Source organism: Romboutsia sp., assembly GCF_051659545.1.
GTDB lineage: Bacteria > Bacillota > Clostridia > Peptostreptococcales > Peptostreptococcaceae > JBOFOR01.
This window is the reverse complement of the sequence record NZ_JBOFOR010000253.1, coordinates 1-19,809: the sequence shown is the minus strand read 5'-3', so window position 1 is coordinate 19,809 and position 19,809 is coordinate 1. Positions and strand designations below refer to the sequence as shown.

17 protein-coding genes and 2 other annotated features are annotated in these 19,809 nt (G+C 30.0%); of the genes, 1 reads left to right on the top strand and 16 read right to left on the bottom strand.

Annotation, left to right across the window (positions count from 1 at the left end):
* The 10 genes from ACRC03_RS14455 to infC all read right to left on the bottom strand — a co-directional run.
* Positions 1-1,021, bottom strand: a 1,021-nt coding sequence (locus ACRC03_RS14455) for a peptidase U32 family protein (protein ID WP_438653289.1), incomplete at its 3' end; no start/stop codon positions are given.
* 98 nt (positions 1,022-1,119) lie between these two features.
* Positions 1,120-1,719: a cell division protein ZapA gene (zapA, locus tag ACRC03_RS14450; RefSeq protein ID WP_438653288.1), complete on the bottom strand. Its 600-nt coding sequence runs from the start codon at positions 1,717-1,719 to the stop codon at positions 1,120-1,122.
* Between the two features lie 22 nt (positions 1,720-1,741).
* Entirely contained in the window at positions 1,742-4,132 is a 2,391-nt protein-coding gene (gene pheT, locus ACRC03_RS14445; RefSeq protein WP_438653287.1) for a phenylalanine--tRNA ligase subunit beta, read from the bottom strand.
* Between the two features lie 15 nt (positions 4,133-4,147).
* The gene (pheS, locus tag ACRC03_RS14440) at positions 4,148-5,167 is read right to left on the bottom strand and encodes a phenylalanine--tRNA ligase subunit alpha (RefSeq protein WP_438653286.1); all 1,020 of its coding nucleotides are present in this window, start codon (positions 5,165-5,167) and stop codon (positions 4,148-4,150) included.
* Positions 5,168-5,248: 81 nt separating this feature from the next.
* Positions 5,249-5,479 (bottom strand) — a binding site (T-box leader).
* 51 nt (positions 5,480-5,530) lie between these two features.
* Positions 5,531-6,328 (bottom strand): TrmH family RNA methyltransferase, encoded by a 798-nt coding sequence (locus ACRC03_RS14435; protein WP_438653285.1) that lies wholly within the window; start codon positions 6,326-6,328, stop codon positions 5,531-5,533.
* Positions 6,329-6,330: 2 nt separating this feature from the next.
* On the bottom strand, positions 6,331-7,002 hold the full coding sequence (locus ACRC03_RS14430; protein ID WP_438653284.1) for a potassium channel family protein: 672 nt from the start codon (positions 7,000-7,002) through the stop codon (positions 6,331-6,333).
* Positions 7,003-7,046: 44 nt separating this feature from the next.
* Positions 7,047-8,423 (bottom strand): TrkH family potassium uptake protein, encoded by a 1,377-nt coding sequence (locus ACRC03_RS14425; RefSeq protein WP_438653283.1) that lies wholly within the window; start codon positions 8,421-8,423, stop codon positions 7,047-7,049.
* Between the two features lie 299 nt (positions 8,424-8,722).
* Positions 8,723-9,079, bottom strand: coding sequence for a 50S ribosomal protein L20 (gene rplT, locus ACRC03_RS14420; RefSeq protein ID WP_438653282.1), 357 nt, complete (start codon positions 9,077-9,079; stop codon positions 8,723-8,725).
* 60 nt (positions 9,080-9,139) lie between these two features.
* A complete protein-coding gene (gene rpmI, locus ACRC03_RS14415) occupies positions 9,140-9,334 on the bottom strand; it encodes a 50S ribosomal protein L35 (RefSeq protein WP_284133516.1) in 195 nt (64 codons plus the stop codon).
* Positions 9,335-9,361: 27 nt separating this feature from the next.
* Complete coding sequence (gene infC / locus ACRC03_RS14410) at positions 9,362-9,925, bottom strand: translation initiation factor IF-3 (protein WP_438653290.1); 564 nt, start codon at positions 9,923-9,925, stop codon at positions 9,362-9,364.
* A gap of 448 nt (positions 9,926-10,373) precedes the next feature.
* Between infC and ACRC03_RS14405 the strand changes: the two genes are divergently transcribed.
* A complete protein-coding gene (locus ACRC03_RS14405) occupies positions 10,374-11,777 on the top strand; it encodes an ATP-dependent metallopeptidase FtsH/Yme1/Tma family protein (RefSeq protein ID WP_438653281.1) in 1,404 nt (467 codons plus the stop codon).
* Between the two features lie 92 nt (positions 11,778-11,869).
* Here ACRC03_RS14405 and thrS read toward each other — a convergent pair whose 3' ends face one another.
* The 6 genes from thrS to ACRC03_RS14375 form a co-directional block, all read right to left on the bottom strand.
* The gene (gene thrS / locus ACRC03_RS14400; protein WP_438653280.1) at positions 11,870-13,789 is read right to left on the bottom strand and encodes a threonine--tRNA ligase; all 1,920 of its coding nucleotides are present in this window, start codon (positions 13,787-13,789) and stop codon (positions 11,870-11,872) included.
* A 60-nt stretch (positions 13,790-13,849) separates the two neighbouring features.
* Positions 13,850-14,072, bottom strand: a binding site (T-box leader).
* A 46-nt stretch (positions 14,073-14,118) separates the two neighbouring features.
* A complete protein-coding gene (locus tag ACRC03_RS14395; RefSeq protein WP_438653279.1) occupies positions 14,119-14,721 on the bottom strand; it encodes a DUF445 domain-containing protein in 603 nt (200 codons plus the stop codon).
* A 116-nt stretch (positions 14,722-14,837) separates the two neighbouring features.
* Entirely contained in the window at positions 14,838-15,638 is an 801-nt protein-coding gene (locus ACRC03_RS14390; protein WP_438653278.1) for a putative sporulation protein YtxC, read from the bottom strand.
* Between the two features lie 207 nt (positions 15,639-15,845).
* Positions 15,846-16,781, bottom strand: a complete 936-nt coding sequence (locus tag ACRC03_RS14385; protein ID WP_438653277.1) for an ABC transporter permease — start codon at positions 16,779-16,781, stop codon at positions 15,846-15,848.
* A complete protein-coding gene (locus ACRC03_RS14380; protein WP_438653276.1) occupies positions 16,781-17,875 on the bottom strand; it encodes an ABC transporter permease in 1,095 nt (364 codons plus the stop codon). The genes ACRC03_RS14385 and ACRC03_RS14380 overlap by 1 nt, the downstream gene beginning before the upstream one ends.
* Positions 17,865-19,433, bottom strand: coding sequence for an ABC transporter ATP-binding protein (locus ACRC03_RS14375; protein WP_438653275.1), 1,569 nt, complete (start codon positions 19,431-19,433; stop codon positions 17,865-17,867). Before ACRC03_RS14375 ends, ACRC03_RS14380 begins: the two co-directional genes overlap by 11 nt.
* Positions 19,434-19,809 lie beyond the last annotated feature (376 nt).

The following is a 19,809-nucleotide window of genomic DNA, read 5'->3' as shown; positions in this document are numbered from 1 at the left end:
CTTTTTTAAGAGTGTTTTCAAGCATTATTTTAAGTCTTTTACTTCTTTTATTATGTTCTAATACTTTTCCTATATATAATCCTTGGTTGTTAGGTATTTCTGAGTTCATCATATCTTTACCTACTTCACCTAATAAAAGCCCCTTAGTAAACTTTCTATTAAATATAGTGTATAAGTTACTCATAGTTTCATTAGATACGTTTAGTTTTTTACTAGATTGGTACTCATTTATTGCAGCTTTGTAGCTACCTATAACTGTTGCCACATATTCTGGTCTTTTCATTCTTCCTTCGATTTTTAAAGAATTGATACCTGCATCTATTAACTTATCTACTTCTTCTATAGTATTTAAATCTCTAGGGCTTAATAAATACTGCCCATCAGTGTCCATTACTTCCCCTGTATTTATATCTATAAGTTCATATTTTTGTCTACAAGGTTGTGCACATCTACCTCTGTTGCCTGATCTATTCCCTATCATACTACTCATTAAACATTGTCCCGAATAAGATACACAAAGTGCTCCATGAACAAATACTTCAATATCTGCCTTGCAATTCTCACAGATATATTTAATTTCATCTATATGAACTTCTCTTGCTAAAACCACTCTGTCAAAACCTACAGATTCTAAATATCTAACATCTTCTAAAGAATGAGCTACCATTTGAGTACTTGCGTGTAGTTCAAAATCTGGTAATTCTTTTTTTAGAAGTTTTGCCATACCTATATCTTGTAATATTATTGCATCTACATCTATATCATATAAAAACTTCGCATACTCTACAAAATCATATATTTCATTTTGTTTTATTAAGGTATTCGCTGTTACAAAAACTTGAACCCCTCTTATATGAGCATATCTTACTGCTTGTTTTAATTCATCTCTATCAAAATTGTTTGCTGATGCCCTAGCGCTAAAATCTTTTCCTCCTAGATATACTGCATTAGCTCCATTTTGAACTGCTGCTTTTAGGGCTTCAAAAGATCCCACAGGGGCTAATAATTCTATTTCTTTCATAAATTCCTCCTTTAAGGACTATTTCTAATTATTCTTATATTATCCTAATTATAAAAATTAAAACCTTCAGGTTCTCCCTGAAGGCTTAATTTTTCTACTTATCTCTTTACTCTAAGAGCTTTAACCTCATTTTCAAGTTCAATCTTTTCTAATTGAACTTTGTAAGCATCATTCTGGAATTTAGAAGTTAATTGCTCTGCTATATTAGCCTTTTCTTCAGCGTTACTTAAGTCTTTCTTAAGTTCTTCTATTTGAGACTTATAGTTTTCTAATTCTTCATTAGAACCTTGTGCAGCTTTTTCTAATTCAATAATTTTACTTTTTTGAGATTCTATTTCTTTATTTAGCTCTTCCATTTTTGTTTTATAGTTCGCTTCTTCTTTTTCTCTGTCTTGCAATAGTAATTGTAATTTTTTAATCTCTAATTTAGATTCACCATCTGATAACCCAACTTTTTTCTTTAAATCTTCATTTTCTTTCATTAATTCTTCGTTAGAGTCAGAGCATTCAAAAAATATATCTGCTATATTTATTGCTGCTAATATCGCCGCCATTGAAGAACTTAACTTTGAGTTAGATTCTATTATCTTTGTAAGTTCTTTGTCTACATATGACGCTACACTTAACATATGTCTTTCTGATTTTTCTCCAACCATTGGATATTCAGCCCCATTAATTCTTACCATAACCTTATTCATACTAACACGCCCCTTACGTTAGTTAGTTTGATCTTAAGTTTGCGTTTAGTTTTTCACTTAGCTCACTTAATATCTTCTCATGTACTTTTGCTACATCTTCATCAGTTAAAGTCTTTTCAGCACTTCTGTATGTTATAGAGTATGCTATAGACTTATGTCCTTCTTCTATTTGAGAACCTTTGTATACATCAAATAACTTGTAGCTTTCTACTAAGCCACCTGCATTAGCTTTTATTATATCTTCTATTTGCTTTACTAGTACCTCATCTTTAACTATTAGAGCTATATCTCTAGATGTAGATGGGTATTTTGCTAATGGAGTATATATCTTTTTAGTATTTATATTTCCAAATACTGCATCAATATTTATTTCAGAAACATATACTCTTTGGCCTAAATTGTAGTTTTCTATAACATCAGGATGTAATTCTCCAAAAGTACCTATATATATATTATTATACACTATTTTTGCACATCTTCCAGGATGGAATGTAGAATTAGTAGTTTCTGGTTCTATTTCATATCCCTTTAATCCTGCATTATTAAGTAGAGTTTCAACCATTCCTTTTAAAACGAAGAAGTCTACTTCTTTGTCGTACATACCAATTGACATATAGCTAGTTTCTATTGGTAAACCATCTTGTGGTGTAAATATATGACCACATTCAAAAGCCGCTGCTTTTTCTACTTTATGAGCTACATTTGTAGCTAATACTTCTAACATATTTGGTATTAATGTAGTTCTCATTACTGAAGTTTCTTCACCTAATGGATTTATTAATTTAACAAAATCTCTTCTTGAATCATCTTCAGGAACATTTATTTTCTCTACTCCTCTAGGGCTTACAAATGAATAAGTTAGTATTTCATTTAATCCTAAAGCTATAGCATTATGTTTTAAAGTTTCAACAAATTTTTGCTTAGGAGTTTTAACTCCAGCTGTAGCATTTCCTTCTAATTGAGCTGTTGGTATATTTTCATATCCATAGATTCTAGCTATTTCTTCTAATACATCATAGTCTTCTTCCATATCTAATCTAAAGTTCGGAACTTCTATTTCTAATTTATCACTAGCTTGTAAATCACATTTAAATTCTAGAGATTCTAATATTTCTACGAATTGATTCATAGGAACATCTACTCCTAATAAAGCATTTATTCTATTTGGATTTACAACTATTTTTTTAGTTTCTGGTTTTACTGAATATACATCTACTACTCCACCCAATACTCTACCAGCGCCTAACATTTCTATTAATTGACAAGCTCTATTAGCTGCTGCTTCACAAATTTCTGGAGTAATTCCTTTTTCGTATCTAGCAGAAGCTTCTGTTCTAAGACCAATTTTTTTAGAAGTTGCTCTTACATTTTCTGAACTAAAGTTTGCACTTTCTATAAGTATAGCTTTTGTATCATTTTTTATTTCTGAATTAGCTCCACCCATTACTCCTGCTAATGCAAGTGATTTTTCACCATTTGTTATTACTAACATATCTTTATCTAATTTTCTTTCTACATTATCTAAAGTAGTGAATTTTTCACCTTCTGATGCATTTCTTACTACTATTTTTCCAGTAGCTACATCATTTAAGTCAAATGCATGCAGTGGTTGACCCATTTCTAACATAACGTAATTAGTTATATCTACTATGTTGTTTATTGGTCTAACACCAGCTTCTATAAGCTTTCTTTGCATCCAGTATGGTGATGGTGCTATTTTTATATCCTTTACTACTCTTGCAGCATATCTATTGCAAAGTTGTTCATTTTCAATAACTATATCAAAATCTATATTTTCCTCACACTCATTAACTTTTATTTCTGGGTATTTTATTTTTTGTCCTATAGTAACAGCAGCTTCTCTTGCTATTCCTATTATAGATCTACAATCAGGTCTATTTGAAGTTAATTCAAATTCTATTAAAGCATCATTTATACCTAATACTTCTCTAGCGTCTTTTCCTAATTCATAAGACTCTTCGTGATCTAATATATATATTCCATCTTTTTTGTACTCTTCTACATATTGAGCGTCTATTCCTAGTTCATCAGATGAACACATCATTCCTTCTGAAACTATTCCTCTTAATTTACCCTTTTTGATTTTTATTCCGCCAGGTAATTTAGCTCCTACTCTTGCAACTGGTATGTAGTCACCTACATTTATGTTTGTTGCTCCAGTAACTATTTGTATTACTTCTTGACCAACATCAACCTTTGTCACAACTAATTTGTCTGCATCTGGATGTTTTTCTATTTCTAATATTTTTCCTACTTCTACTTTTTCTATATCAGTTCCATAGAAATCTACTTTCTCAACTTTAGTTCCTGTCATTGTCATTTTGTCAGCGAACTCTTTTGTATCCATATCTATATCAACATAGTCTCTAAGCCATTTTAAAGGTACTAACATTTAAATCCCTCCTAATTAAAATTGATTTAAAAATCTCATATCATTTTCGAATAATAATCTTATATCATCTATTTCATACTTAAGCATTGTAATTCTATCTACACCCATACCAAATGCAAATCCGCTATATTTTTCTGGGTCTATTCCACAGTTTCTAAGTACATTTGGATGTACCATACCTGCTCCTAATATTTCTATCCAACCTTCGCCTTTGCACATTTGGCAACCTTCACCTTGACACTTAAAGCAAGTAACGTCTACTTCTGCACTTGGTTCTGTGAATGGGAAGTTATGTGGTCTAAATTTAGTTTTTGTATGCTCTCCAAATAATTTCTTAACGAACATATCTAGTGTTCCTTTTAACTCCGCCATAGTAACATTAGTTCCTACTACAAGCCCTTCTATTTGATGGAACATTGGTGAATGTGTAGCATCTGGTGAATCAAATCTGAAACATCTTCCTGGAGCTATTACTTTTATTGGTAATTCTTCTTTCTTCATAGTTCTAACTTGAACTGGAGAAGTTTGAGTTCTAAGTAATAAATCATCATTTATGTAGAATGTATCACTCATATCTCTTGATGGATGGTCTTTTGGTGCATTTAATGCATCAAAGTTATTTTCTATAGTTTCAACTTCTGGACCTTCTGCTATTGAGAATCCCATTCCTACAAATATATCAGTTACTTCATCTATTATTTGACTTATCGGATGTTTTTTACCTACTGTAAATTGTTTAGCTGGCATAGTAACATCTATTACTTCTTCAGCTAATTTTCTTTGTTTTTCTATTAATTTTAATTCTTCTTTTTTAGAATTTATGCTTCCTTCTAATGCTTCTCTAACTTCATTAGCAACTTTACCCATTACTGGTCTTTCCTCAGCTGATAGTTTACCCATTTCTTTAAGTATTGAAGTTATTTCACCTTTTTTACCTAAATACTTAACTCTTAGGCTTTCTACAGCTTCTATAGTCGACATATCTTTAATTTCGTTTAAAGCAGCTTCTTTTAAATTAAGCAATTTTTCTTGCACTATTATCACCCTTTCAATAATTTATCTACTATTTTATAGTTAATAACGTTTCTGTGTACGTAAAAAAACCCTTCATCCCTATCTAGGGACGAAAGGCTATTATTTCGCGGTACCACCCTAGTAGTCTAATAATTATAAACTATTAAACCACCTCAAATAAACTTAACGCGTTTTGACGTTAAAGCCTACTATAATTTCAGCTTTAATACTCCAGAGGGAACTTCTTTTGAATTCTTAGAAAGTACTCTCAGCCTATGTACTTATCTCTGAACTAAGTTAAATCAAAATACTTTTCTCTTTCACTGTATTTTTATATAATTCGATACAATATTATATCACATTAGTCTTAATATTTACAATATATTATACTAAGTATTTTTTTATTTCATACATTAGTATAGCAGAACTTACTGCTGCATTTAATGATTCAGCATTGCCATATATAGGTATTTTAACCAATACATCTGATTTTGATACTAATTCATCATTTATTCCATTAGCTTCATTTCCTATAACTAAGGCTGTCTTGTAATTGTATTCTACTGTATTGTAAAAATTATTTGTATCCAAATAGCTCGATACTATATCAAAGTTTTTTAATTTAAGCAATCTTACTGCTTCTTCTTGAGTAGCATGAATTATATTCATATCAAATATAGAACCCATTGTAGATCTAATAACTTTAGGATTATATATATCAACACATCCCTTTAATGCAATTATAGCATCTACTCCTGCTGCATCTGCGGTTCTTATTATAGTGCCCATGTTTCCTGGGTCTTGTATTCTATCTAATATTAATACAAAGCTATGCTTCTCACTTAAATTTTCATCTAAACTTCTTGGTTTAAATTCAACCACTCCTAAGATACCTTGAGTAGCTTCTGTATCTATTAACTCATTAAATATTTTATTCGTAGTTTTATATACTTTTATATTTTTATTTTTTAAGATGTTTACAAAATCAACATGTTCCTCTTTATTTTCAAAGTCCTCATTTATAAATACATATTCTAATTTTGAACTACATTCTATTGCCAGCGTTAAAATTCTGTATCCTTCTATTATAAATTTTGACTCTTTATTCCTATTTTTTGTTTTTAATAATGATTTTGTGTATTTAATTTTCTCATTATCTTTAGATGTTATCATTATAGCCATAGCTATTTTCTCCTATTTGAATCATTATTTTCTGATGTAATATTACTTATACTAGCATTTTGTCCAATTACTACTAAAATACTACCTGGTTTAAGTTCTTCATCTGGAGCTGGAGTAACATTTATAATTTTTCCAGTTTTTATAGCAAGTACAGTTATTTCATATCTAGCTCTCAATTCTAACTCTACTAGTGTCCTACCTATCCAATTACTAGGTGTCACAATTTCTACTATTGAATATTCTGGATCTAATTCTATATGGTCAAGTATATTATCTGAAACTAAATTATGAGCAACTCTAACTCCCATATCTCTTTCAGGGAATACTACTCTGTCTGCCCCTATTTTATAAAGAACTTTTGCTTGTAACTCGTCTTTAGCTTTACATACTATTTGAGATACTCCCATTTCCTTAGCTATAAGAGTTGCCATTATAGATGCTCTTATATCTGATCCTATTGATATTATTGCTACATCAAAATTTCCTAATCCTAATGATCTTAATGATTGTTCATCTGTAACATCAACTATGGCTGCATGAGTAACTTTGTCTGCTATATTTTGAACTATCTCTTCACTTTTATCTATTGCCATTACTTGATGACCTAATAGATGCATCGTGGTAGCCACTGAAGCTCCAAATCTTCCACATCCTATTACTATATATTGCTTCATAATCTTCTTCCTTTCCATATGTGCTCCTTCTATAATTATTAATTTTATCCAACTATTATTTTACCTTCTGGATATCTAATCGGAGGATTCTTTTTAATTCCTCTAGATGCAATTGCCATAAATATAGTTAGAGAACCTACTCTTCCCATAAACATAAATAACATTATAAATACTTTACCTAAGCTACTTAGATTCGGGCTACCTCCTATAGTACAACCTACTGTGGCAAATGCTGATACTACCTCATACCCAGCTTCAACTAAAGTGAAATCACTATCTGTTAGAGATATTATTAATGTCCCAAATACTACTACCGCTACACCCATGAAAAATATACCTAAAGACTTTCTTATCGTCAATGGGTCAATTCTTCTTTTATAAATTTCTATATCTTGTTTTCCTAATATAAATGCTTTTACTGTAAGTATTAAAGTAGCTAAGGTAGTTGTTTTTATACCTCCTCCAGTTGATGCTGGCGAGGCTCCTATAAACATTAAAATTATCATTACAAAAATACTACTTTGATGCATTATTGTTAAATCTATTGTATTAAATCCAGCGGTTCTAGTTGTAACTGATTGGAATAAAGATGCTAATAATTTGCCTCCTATACCAAGTTTACCTAAAGTTTCTGGATTTTTTGATTCTACTAAAAGTATAAATATCATTCCTACTATTATTAGAATAGCAGTTGTCATTAATACTACTTTTGAATGTAGGTTTAATTTAGAATATTTTTTTTGCTTAATAACATCAAGTATTACTGGGAATCCTAATCCACCCAATATTATTAGCAATGAAATAGTAATAGTAACTGTAAAACTGTTTACATATGATGTTAAAGATGAAAATGGTCCACTTACCGATCCCATTAAATCAAATCCTGCATTGCAAAATGCTGATATAGCATGGAATACACTGTACCAAATACCTCTTCCTAGGCCAAATTGAGGAATAAACACCGTCGATAAAAGTATCGCTCCTATTCCTTCTATAATCAACGTTGTAAGAAGTACATACCTTGTTAACTTTACTAGTCCTGATAAATCTACTTGATTTAAAGATTCTTGTATTAATAATCTTTCTCTTAATCTTATCTTTTTCTTAGCTATAAGTGCAAACAAAGTCGTTATTGTCATAAACCCTAATCCACCAATTTGTATTAAAGTTATTATAACAACTTGCCCGAAGATACTCCAATATGTAGCTGTATCTACAGCAACTAATCCAGTAACACATACCGCCGATGTGGATGTAAACATCGCATCTAAAAATCCTATTTGTTCTCCACTTTGTGTGGCTATAGGTAGATTCAATAAAATACTTCCCATTAAAATGACCATAGCAAATCCTATCACCATTATCTGAGTAGGCTGCATTTTGTTTATAACCATGGAAATTTTTCTGCCAATTTCTCGCATCCCAAAATAACCCTCCTTTCTAGGTCAATACATACTCTTTGTCTATTTCTAAGTATCACTTTATTATATTCTAAAATATATTTAAAAACAACGTTCTAAATAGTTTATTTTATTACTGTTACTTAGTATAATACTACTTTAATTTATAATTTTACCCATACTCTATTATTATATTATTTTTTATTCTAATACTACTCATTAGTATAAAAGTGCTTTTAATTTTATAATGGGTATAATAAAAAGTCTTTGAATTAAAATTCAAAGACTTTATCTATAATAAAATATTATTTCTTATATTATTAAGCTAATTTAGATTTAGCAACTTCTACTAATTTAGCAAAACCTTCAGCATCATGTATAGCCATTTCAGCTAACATTTTTCTGTTTACTTCAACACCTGCTAATTTTAATCCGTTCATGAATCTTGAGTATGATAATCCATTAGCTCTAGTTCCTGCATTTATTCTTTGTATCCAAAGTTTTCTGAAGTCTCTCTTCTTTAACTTTCTTCCTATATATGCATTCTTTAAAGCCTTCATTACGAATGTATTTGCCGGTCTATATAATTTGCTTCTAGCTCCTATAAATCCTTTTGCAAGTTTTAATACTTTTTTATGTTTCTTACGAGCGTTCATAGCTTTTTTAACTCTTGCCATCGTCGTGACCTCCTTTGTTTTCCTCTTTTATTGTTTATTTATCTAATTTTAGTCTGATTCTTAGTATGGTAATAATTGTGCTATTCTTCTAGCATCTCCTGCACTTACTATTCCAGACTTTCTTAATTGCATTTTTGTTTTAGCAGCTTTCTTAGTTAATATATGTCTTCTGAAAGCCTTAGCTCTCTTTAACTTTCCAGTTCCAGTCTTCTTGAATCTTTTAGCAGCACCTCTATGAGTTTTCATTTTAGGCATGTTAAGTTCCTCCTCTCAGTTAATCATCTATTTTTTTGGATCTATCATTACAACCATATTATTACCCTCAAAAGCTGGGGCTTTAGTTGGTTCTCCAAACTCTTTTACTATATCTATAAACTTAAGCATAACTACTTTACCAAGGTCTTTGTGGCCTAGTTCTCTACCTCTGAATCTAAGTTCCACTTTAACTTTGTCTCCTTTTTTAAGGAACTTTATAGCGTTATTAGCCTTAGTGTTTAAGTCATTTTCTTCTATACCTGGTCTTAATCTAACTTCTTTTATACTTACAATTTTTTGTTTTTTCTTAGATTCTTTTTCTTTTCTAGCTTGCTCATACTTGTACTTCCCATAATCCATTATTTTGCACACTGGTGGTTGAGCATTAGGTGATATCATTACTAAATCTATGTTTTTGCTATTAGCCATTTCTTGAGCTTCTTTTGTTGGTAATATTCCAAGTTGCTCACCTTTTTCTGAGATAACTCTTATCTCTTTATCTCTTATTTTTTCATTGATTGCTAATTCTTTGCTAATGGTAGGACACCTCCAAATTTTTATATAAAATAAAAAACGAATGACTTTAATCATCCGCTTCATAAGTTAACACATCTAAATAATTCTTACTAAACATAAGAATTTTAACTTATTTACACTAACAACTTTCGTCGTAAGGTGAGAAGCGGGCTTCTTCTTTGTTTTTTCATTAGTTACTCCATATAATATATCATCTTTTAATTATTATTGCAACTATTTTTTTATGTTTTTTTATTAATTTGTCTTTTTTTATGTTTAATTACTATTTAAGCTTATTTTATGTTTATATTCTTAGCCAATCTCTCTAATTTTTATTTTAAATTTTCAATATTTATTTTTTTGTTCTATATCCTCAATATGGTAATGATTTAATACACATATGGTTATACTTAAATATATAATATCTTCCCATAGTATGCTTTTGGAAAAATTTAAATAATAATTTTTAACAACTATGGAAAATATAAAGCAAGAATATTTTTATTATCCGAGGTGTATGGCTATGAAAATGTTAGACAATTTTTTAAAGAAAATAAATAAACCTGTTCCAGTATTTGTCCAAACTAAAATGGAAAAAGAAAATCCACCAGAAGATGCTCATTCAACTAAGCCAAAAACTACCTTTTATGACGTGGCAGGATTAGACGAAATAAAAGAAGAACTATTTGAGATTGTAGACTTTATGAAGTCTCCAGACAAATATCAAAAAATGGGTGCAAAAATACCTAAGGGAGTTCTATTTTATGGTCCCCCTGGTACTGGTAAAACTTTATTAGCCTCTGCTGTAGCTGGTGAAACAAATTCATCCTTCTTTAATGTTACAGGCTCTGAGTTTGTAGAAAAATATGTAGGTGTTGGCGCTAAAAGAGTTCGTACTTTGTTTGAAAAAGCCAGAAAAGAAGCTCCTAGCATAATCTTTATAGATGAAATAGATGCTATCGGTGCTAAAAGACATTTAGAAAGTAATAATGAAAAAGATCAAACTTTGAACCAGCTCTTAGTTGAAATGGATGGCTTTAATAAAGATTCCAATGTAATAATAGTAGGCGCTACAAATAGATTAGATTTATTAGATGAAGCTTTACTTAGACCTGGAAGATTTGACAGACATATTCATATAGGTTCGCCAAATTATCATACTAGATTTGAAATATTAAAGGTTCACACTAATAACAAACCAATAGATAGTTCTGTTAATCTAGAGACTTTAGCTAAAAAAACTCATGGATTTAATGGTGCACATCTTGCAAATATAGCTAATGAAGCTGCTATCTTTGCAGTAAGGGATAATAGCGAAGTCATTACCTCTATTCATTTTGATAGAGCACTTGAAAGAGTTATCGCTGGTTTAGAATCTAAAAATTCAGTTCTAATTGAAAAAGAAAAGAAAATAGTGTCTTATCACGAAGCTGGACATGCACTAGTTAGTGATATCATTGGTATATGCCCTATTCAAAAAGTTTCTATTATTCCTAGGGGACAAGCTTTAGGTTATGTATTACAATTACCTGACGAAGATAGATACATTTATACTAAAGATGAATTAATGGGAAAAGTTAAAGTATTGTTAGCTGGCAAAGCATCTGAGGAATTGATTTTTAATCACAAATCTACAGGTGCAAAAGATGACCTAAAAAAAGTCACAGATATAGCAAATCAAATGGTTTGTGAATATGGTATGAGTAATTTAGGTTTTATGACTTTAGATGGTAATTCTAAATCATTTATGTCAGAAAGAATTCAAAAAGAAGCTAATGATATAGTAGAAAAGTGTTATCAAGAAACTTTTAACTTATTAAAGACTAATATAAATGATTTACATGTAATTTCTAAACATTTATTTGATAAGGAAACTATGACACACGAAGAGCTAAAAACTCTAATAAAGAAGGAATATGTAAATTAATATAAAAAAATGTTGCTCCAACCTACTTAACTGTTAGGCGAGCAACATTTTTTATATAAATATACATCTAGTATGTTTATATATGTATTCAACTATATTGATTCAACATTTTTTCTAGTATTTATTTCTTCTATTACAGATGCCATAAATTCATTTAAATCTAAGCTTCCAACTTCACCATCTTCTCTAGATCTTACAGATACTTTGTTTTCAGCAGCTTCTTTTTCACCTACTATTAACATATATGGTATTTTCTGAAGTTGTGCTTCTCTTATCTTAAATCCAGTCTTTTCTGCTCTATCATCTATTTCTACTCTTATTCCTTTTTCAAATAAAGCTTTTTTAACTTCATTAGCATAATCATTGTACTTATCAGATATAGGAAGTATTCTAACTTGAGTTGGAGCTATCCAAACTGGGAACTTACCAGCATAGTGCTCTATTAATATTCCTATGAATCTTTCTATACTACCAAATGCAACTCTGTGTATCATAACCGGTCTATGCTTTTCACCATCTTGACCTATATAATTTATATCAAATCTTTGTGGTAATTGCATATCTAATTGTATAGTTCCACATTGCCATGTTCTTCCTAAACAATCTCTTAAATGGAAGTCTATCTTAGGACCATAGAATGCTCCATCACCTTCATTTAACTTGTATGGTAAGTTTAATTCTTCTAAAGCTTCTCTTAAACCATTTTCAGCAGTTTCCCACTCTTCATCTGTACCCATTGAATCTTCTGGTCTAGTAGATAATTCTAAGTGATATTCAAATCCAAATGTCTTATAAACGCTATCTATTAAGTTTACAACACCTTTTATTTGCTCTTTTATTTGCTCTGGTAACATGAATATATGTGCATCATCTTGAGTGAATGCTCTAACTCTCATTAATCCATGTAATGCTCCTGATAACTCATGTCTATGAACTCTACCTAACTCAGCAACCTTCATAGGGAAATCTCTATATGAATGTGGCTTAGAGTTATAGAATAACATTGAACCTGGGCAGTTCATTGGCTTTATAGCAAAATCTTGCTCATCTATTTTAACTGTGTACATATTTTCTTTGTAGTGATACCAGTGACCTGAAGTCTCCCATAATTTTTGATTTAATATTATCGGAGTTTCTATTTCTACGTATCCATCTGCTCTATGTACTTCTCTCCAGAACTTTAATAATTCATTCTTAAGTTCCATACCTTTTGCTAAGAATAATGGGAATCCAGGACCTTCTTCTGGTATGAAGAATAATTCTAACTCTTTACCTAATTTTCTGTGGTCTCTCTTCTTAGCTTCTTCTAATAAGTGTAGATACTCTTCTAAATCTTTGTTCTTTTCAAATGATATACCGTATATTCTTTGAAGCATTTTATTCTTTTCGTCTCCACGCCAGTAAGCACCTGCTACACTTAAAAGCTTAACTGCCTTAACCTTCTTAGTTGAAGGTAGGTGTGGTCCTCTACATAAATCAGTAAAGTCTCCTTGCTTATAGAAAGATATTATTTCTCCTTCAGGTAATGCTTCTATAAGTTCAACTTTGTATATTTCTTCATTTTCTTTAGCCCAATTTAAAGCTTCTTCTTTTGGTAATTCAAATCTTTCTACTGCTAAATCTTCTTTAGCTATTTTTTTCATTTCTTTTTCTATTTTTTCTAGGTCTTCAGAAGTTAATCTATGCTCTAAGTCTATATCATAGTAGAATCCATTCTCTATGCTTGGCCCTATTGCAAATTTAGCATCTGGATATAATCTTTTTATAGCTTGTGCTAACATGTGTGCAGAAGTATGTCTAAATACATCTTTACCTTCTAAATCTTCAAACTTAAATAGATTTAATTCACTGTCTTCCTTTACTATATAATCTAAACCTACTACTTCCCCATTTACTGATGCTGCAACAATAGCTCTAGCTAGGCCTTCACTAATAGATTTTGCTATATCCATAACAGAAACTTCATTTTCAAATTCTCTTATAGATCCATCTTTTAAAGTTACTTTTATCATTATTTTGCCTCCTCTATATATTATATTTATAAATTAAAAAAACTCGCCCCAAAATGTATATTTTGGGACGAGTGTTAATTCGCGGTTCCACCCAAGTTGATTATAATATAATCCTCTTGATGACTATAAGGTAGTCAACCGAACACTTTCACATATTAAAATATGCTAATAAGTTCTGCTCAAAGGTAGTTTTCAAATAGTCATATATAGACGAGCTTACAGCCTAGACTCATCTTCTCTGGAAAACTGTTTCTACTTTACTCTTCCTTATCTTCGCTATTATATAGTTTAAATTTATTATATCAGATACTTATATAAGTATCAATATATTATATGAGTATTGTTATAACTCCTTGCACTATACCTATTAAAAATCCTAGAACTAAACCTAATATTTCTATATGTTTTAGTTCATTCTTTACAATTTTAATTATTATTTCTTCTAAATAATATAAGTCCAACTCATTAATTTTGTCCTCTACCATTTGTTGGATATCTATACGTTGATTTACTTTTATTATTATATCCTCTTCTAATTCATTTATACATTTTTTTATTTCTTCTTCTAGTGCTTCTGATATATATCCTAATACAATACTTTTTATTGCACTCGGAACAAATGCCATTTTTTCATTTACTATTGTTTTAATTTTTACATTTATGTACTCTACTAATTCATCCTTATCAGCTTCTGTAATTGCATTTTCTAATATTTCATCAATTGTAAGAAATTCTTTAGCGATTACTTCACCAATATTATTAGCTATCTCACCTCTTCTTTTAGGTATTAAGCCTATTATTTCTTTATTTGTAAAAGGTATCTTGATAGGTTCAATGGGCCTAAATATTAATTTAATTGCTACAACATTAGTTATATAACCTATTAACCCGCCAATACTCGCTAATATTAATATTTTTAGCATATTGTTCATTTTAAATCTCCTTTTAAATTTTTGTTAATCTAATTCTTTATATTTTAATTATAGTCTTTAAATGCAAATTTAAAAAGTGGTTTTTTAAATATGTAACAATATGTAATATCTATATTTCAACTTGAATAAGTACTACTTACTCTATCTCCAAATATAGATTTTATAGTATCTATTATTTCCATAGAGCAGTTATTATTTAAATCATCTAAAATTTCTATTTTTTTAGGACATAAGGTAAGTAATGTACTTATTAAAAAATCTTCATAATTTAAGTTTTCTTGTATTACCATGTTTATAATTTCTTCATCATCAATGTTATCTATTTTATTATTATTTTTGTCGTATAGTATAAATGAATTATCTTCTTTAATATGTACTTTTAATAAATCTAATTTTTCTTCTTGTATTTCTATAAAATATTTTAATACACTTATAAATTCATCTTGATCTTTTTTTATTAAATACTCCTCTAGTGCTACATCCACTACATCTGATATGTACTTACCAAGTTCTTTCATCCTAAACTTGACAAACCCTTCTATATTTATATAATCATTATTCAATATGTAATTATATACCTTTATATATACTGATTTTTTAATAAAAGCTTCTTTTTGATTAAAAAGTTCAATAGAACCTTTGTATATATACCCTTGCTCATCTTTATAATTTTCACTATATTCTTTTATTATGTATTCTTTTAGAAGTTGCTCTTTCATTATGGTTACTATTAAACTAGTTATTTCTTGTGCTATTTCTTCATCATTTATATTTTCCTTTCCTTCAGAGCTTATTACAATTTCTAATAAATCGTCATTTGAAATCATTTTTTTACTTATTCTCTCATTATTTAAAAGATTTATTGCACATGTTTTGTCTTTATGTAATAAACTTAAGTGAATATCTTTTTTTGTCAAACTCATCGCTCCTTTCTAGTTTTATAGGAACTATAATGTGTTATTGAAGTTATTTTTTTGTCCACGATGTATAGTTTTAGTATCCCCTATAAATGAGTGGTAAATTCATTATCACTTTAATTTTATTTATAATAAATTAAATCAATCTTAAAATATTATCTATAGTAAAAATGAGCATAAAAAAAATGATAGCAAAGCTATCATTTTTTATCTTTCACCTTTTTTGTATGGATTTCCAAGAGCTGCCGGAGACTTAGAACTCTTAACAAATAATACTAAAACTACTAATGTTACTACATACGGTATCATTGATAGTAAATTTTCATTTATTCTAAATGGCAATTCTGGATTTCCAAAATATACTGATAAAGATGTAGAGAATCCAAATAGTAAACAAGCAACCATTGCCCATTGTGGTCTCCACTTACCAAATATAACTGCCGCTATAGCAATGTATCCTTGACCTGATATTAATGTTGGTCTGAATGAAGAAACAACAGCTAAACTCATTGCCGCTCCACCAAATCCTGCTAATATACCCGATATTATAACTGCTGAGTATCTAGTTCTAACAACATTTATTCCTAATGTATCTGCTGCACCTGGATGTTCACCAACCGCTCTTACCCTAAGACCATATCTTGTCTTGTATAATACATAGTATACAACTCCCACTAATATGAAAGCTAAGAACACTGTTGCATATGCATTAAATATTGTATCTAATACACTTCCTGATGGAAATACACCATTTAATGGTCTTGGTATTTTATTTTCTAATGGTATTGTTGGTGTCATTGTTGCACCATCAAACATTATCTTAGATGTAAATAATGCTACCCCAGGAGCTAATAAATTTATCGCTACCCCTGATATAGTATGATCTGCATTAAAACTTACTGTAGCTATTGCATGTATTAAAGCAAATAAACCACCTGCTAATCCACCGATTATAAATGCTAGCCATGGATTTCCTGACATACACCCAGCAGCAGCACCTGCAAAGGCACCAATAGTCATCATACCTTCAATTCCTAGGTTAACTACACCTGAGTTTTCTGAAAATACTCCACCTAATGCTGCAAATATAAGGGGTGTGGAGTACATTAAAGTAGTACTAATAATTAGTGCTAAATCTTCCATTATACATTTCCCCCTTTATTTTTCTTATTTCTCATTTTTAAATATAGCATTCTTAAAACACTACTTAAAGCAATAAAATAAACTATAGAACCTATAACTATATTTACTACCTCTGAAGGTGCACCTATTGCTTGCATCTTAGTTCCACCATACTTAAATGCACCAAATAATAATCCTGACAGTATAACTCCTATCGGATGACTGTTAGCTATTAAGGCAACTGCTATACCATCAAATCCATAACCTTCTTGAGCCGCAAGTATTGTGATATTATTAGACACTCCCATTACCTGTATTGCTCCTGCTATACCAGCTAATAAACCAGCTATAGCCATAGATTTTAATATTGATGAATTAACATTAATTCCACCGTATTCTGCACCAAATTTATTAAATCCAACTCCTCTTAATTCAAATCCTAGAGTAGTTTTAAATAGTATGAATGCTATTATTAAAACAAGTACTATAGATATAATTATCCCCCAGTTAACTTTAGTTGCTGGTCCAACTAATCCTGTTAACCAGTCAATACCTATACTTGCTGATTCATTTATTCCTATTGAAGCTTCACTATTAGGTTGAGCTAAGAACGAAGTCTTTATCATAAAGTTACTTAAATAGAATGCTATCCAATTGAGCATTATTGTAGCTATAACTTCATTTATTCCAAATTTAGACTTTAACCATCCTGCAAATCCACCCCATAGGGCTCCACCTAGTCCTGCCATTAAAAGAGTAAGAGGTATATGTATAACTGCAGGTAATTGTAATCCTGCACCGACCATAGTTGCAACTAGGGCTCCCATTATGAATTGTCCTTCTGCACCTATATTAAATAGTCCTGTTTTAAATGCAAACGCAACAGAAAGACCTGTTAATATAAGTGGAGTAGATCTTATTATTGTCCAGGCGATAAACTTTGGCTTTCCAAATACACCTTGTATCATTGCTGAATACGCTTCAATTGGGTTGAAGCCCGCTATTATTAATGCTATTGCACCAACTAATAAACCTAATACTATTGATATTAATGAAAACAATACCGCATTATCAGCTAAGGAGATTTTTTTCTTATTTGCTTTACTACTCATCATGCTTACCTCCTGCCATCATAAATCCTAAAGTATTTTCTTCAGCATCTTTCGCATCTATAATACCTACTATTTTACCTTCATAAATTACTGCTATCCTATCTGATACATTCATTACTTCATCTAATTCTAGAGATACTAATAGTACTGCATTTCCTTCATCTCTTTGTTTAACTAATGCTTGATGTACGAATTCTATAGCTCCAACGTCCAGTCCTCTTGTAGGTTGAGTAGCTATTAATAGTTGTGGCTCTCCTGTAGCATTTCTAGATACTTCTATATTATCAACTTCTCTACCGATTATAACTTTTTGTTGATTCCCACCAGATAAAGATCTTGCTTTAGTTGTATAATCTGTAGGTCTTACATCAAATCTTTCTACTATACCTTCTGCATATTTATTAATTGCTTCTTTATTTAATATCCCATTTTTTGAGAATTTAGAATCCTTATAGTTCTGTAATACTATATTTTCTGCTACGTTAAAATCTAATATTAATCCTCTTTTATGTCTATCTTCTGGTATATTCTTAACTCCATTTTTAAATATATCTTTAGGAGCTTTATTTATAAGTTCTTTTCCATTTATTTTGACACTTCCTGACTCAGCTTTTCTAAGACCTGTTAAAGCTTCAACTAATTCAGATTGCCCGTTTCCATCTATACCTGCGATTCCTAATATTTCACCAGCTCTAACTTCTAATGATAAATTATCTACTACAGATATTTTTCTATTGTCTTTTACTAATAAGTCTTTTATTTCTAGAACTATTTCTTTAGGCTTTGCTTCAACTTTATCAACTTTAAAGTTTACTTCTCTACCTACCATCATAGCCGCTAAATCATCTTCGTTAACTTCAGAAACTTTAACTGTATCAATGTACTTTCCTCTTCTTATTATTGTACAATGATCAGCAGCTGCCTTTATTTCTTTTAGTTTATGAGTTATTATTATTACAGACTTGCCTTCTTTAGTAAGATTTCTTATAATTTGCATAAGTTCTTGTATTTCTTGTGGCGTAAGGACTGCTGTAGGTTCATCTAATATTAATATCTCTGCTCCTCTGTATAAAGCCTTTAGTATTTCAACTCTTTGTTGCATACCTACTGTTATATCTTCTATCTTTGCATTAGGATCAACGTATAAACCATATCTATCAGATAAATCTTTAACGTCTTTTATAGCTTTATTTATATCTACAGCACCAAGCCCTTTTGTAGGTTCAGTTCCAAGTATTATGTTTTGAGCTACTGTGAATGGCTGTACTAACATGAAGTGCTGGTGAACCATTCCTATTCCGTTAGCTATGGCAATATTAGGATTATCTATCTTTACTAACTTTTCATTTATATATATCTCTCCAGATGTTGGATGATATAGTCCATATAGTATGTTCATTAGAGTAGATTTTCCTGCTCCATTTTCACCTAAAAGAGCATGCACTTCACCTTTATGTACAGTCAAGTCTATATTATCATTCGCAATAAAGCTTCCGAACATTTTAGTGATACTTTTCATTTCTACAACTTTTTGACTGTAATCAACATTACTATTATTCATCGCTCTTTCTTATCCTCCTTATTTAATAATTAGCTTTAATTCTCAGCATCTTAATTATACTAAATCCTCGCATGTATAACAAATACTTTATATATTTTTTAATTTATTTTGTCGTTATCTTTTAATTTTTTTAATAATAGGTCTTTTTTTAATAATCTATATTTTTTATTATTTCCAATTTATATTTAAAATATTGTATCCTATATTTTCAGTGTCATACTACATATTCAACACGTTTGTTTCTATTCATATCTCTAATGTAAAAAGGACTATCCTATTAATAGGATAGTCCTTTAATTCTTTATTTCTTTAATTCTTTATATTCTTTTTCATTTTGAGGAACTTTTATTTCACCTTTTTTAATCTTTTCAGCTTG

What these genes read in the sequence shown, in the direction of transcription:
- zapA (WP_438653288.1), bottom strand. Translation starts at nt 1,719, where the DNA reads ATGAATAAGGTTATGGTAAGAATTAATGGGGCTGAATATCCAATGGTT.
- pheT (WP_438653287.1), bottom strand. Translation starts at nt 4,132, where the DNA reads ATGTTAGTACCTTTAAAATGGCTTAGAGACTATGTTGATATAGATATG.
- ACRC03_RS14435 (WP_438653285.1), bottom strand. Translation starts at nt 6,328, where the DNA reads ATGGCTATAATGATAACATCTAAAGATAATGAGAAAATTAAATACACA.
- ACRC03_RS14430 (WP_438653284.1), bottom strand. Translation starts at nt 7,002, where the DNA reads ATGAAGCAATATATAGTAATAGGATGTGGAAGATTTGGAGCTTCAGTG.
- ACRC03_RS14425 (WP_438653283.1), bottom strand. Translation starts at nt 8,423, where the DNA reads ATGCGAGAAATTGGCAGAAAAATTTCCATGGTTATAAACAAAATGCAG.
- rplT (WP_438653282.1), bottom strand. Translation starts at nt 9,079, where the DNA reads ATGGCAAGAGTTAAAAAAGCTATGAACGCTCGTAAGAAACATAAAAAA.
- rpmI (WP_284133516.1), bottom strand. Translation starts at nt 9,334, where the DNA reads ATGCCTAAAATGAAAACTCATAGAGGTGCTGCTAAAAGATTCAAGAAG.
- infC (WP_438653290.1), bottom strand. Translation starts at nt 9,925, where the DNA reads ATGATTAAAGTCATTCGTTTTTTATTTTATATAAAAATTTGGAGGTGT.
- ACRC03_RS14405 (WP_438653281.1), top strand. Translation starts at nt 10,374, where the DNA reads ATGAAAATGTTAGACAATTTTTTAAAGAAAATAAATAAACCTGTTCCA.
- thrS (WP_438653280.1), bottom strand. Translation starts at nt 13,789, where the DNA reads ATGATAAAAGTAACTTTAAAAGATGGATCTATAAGAGAATTTGAAAAT.
- ACRC03_RS14395 (WP_438653279.1), bottom strand. Translation starts at nt 14,721, where the DNA reads ATGAACAATATGCTAAAAATATTAATATTAGCGAGTATTGGCGGGTTA.
- ACRC03_RS14385 (WP_438653277.1), bottom strand. Translation starts at nt 16,781, where the DNA reads ATGGAAGATTTAGCACTAATTATTAGTACTACTTTAATGTACTCCACA.
- ACRC03_RS14380 (WP_438653276.1), bottom strand. Translation starts at nt 17,875, where the DNA reads ATGATGAGTAGTAAAGCAAATAAGAAAAAAATCTCCTTAGCTGATAAT.
- ACRC03_RS14375 (WP_438653275.1), bottom strand. Translation starts at nt 19,433, where the DNA reads ATGAATAATAGTAATGTTGATTACAGTCAAAAAGTTGTAGAAATGAAA.